The organism is Gilvimarinus sp. 1_MG-2023 (assembly GCF_030548285.1).
In genome coordinates, this window is sequence record NZ_JAUOSC010000570.1 from 1 (window position 1) to 324 (window position 324).

At 56.8% G+C, this 324-nt stretch carries 1 protein-coding gene; it reads right to left on the reverse strand.

Features of this window, described 5'->3' with window-relative positions; genetic code table 11:
• On the reverse strand, positions 1–324 hold a 324-nt coding region (gene trxA, locus Q4563_RS18130), incomplete at both ends, for a thioredoxin (RefSeq protein WP_303605495.1).

Genomic DNA, 324 nt, shown 5'->3' on the forward strand with positions numbered 1-324 from the left:
GCAGCGATCCACTGGCGTAGCTGGGGTGCTGGCAAGGCGCCGGCGAGACGATCGACTTCTTTGCCGTGGCGGAACAGGATCAGCGTTGGAATGCTGCGAATGCCCAATTGTTGACTCACCATGGGCGCCTGTTCGGTATTGACCTTGGCGAAGCGCAGCTGATGTTGCTGTTCTGCGCACAACTCCTTGAAAACAGGCCCCATCATCTTGCACGGTCCGCACCATTCCGCCCAGAAATCGACCAGTACCGGTAAATCATTTTTGGCCAGAAAGCGTTGATAGCTGCTGTCGCTCAAATCCGTCGGGGTGCCATTAAACAGGGGG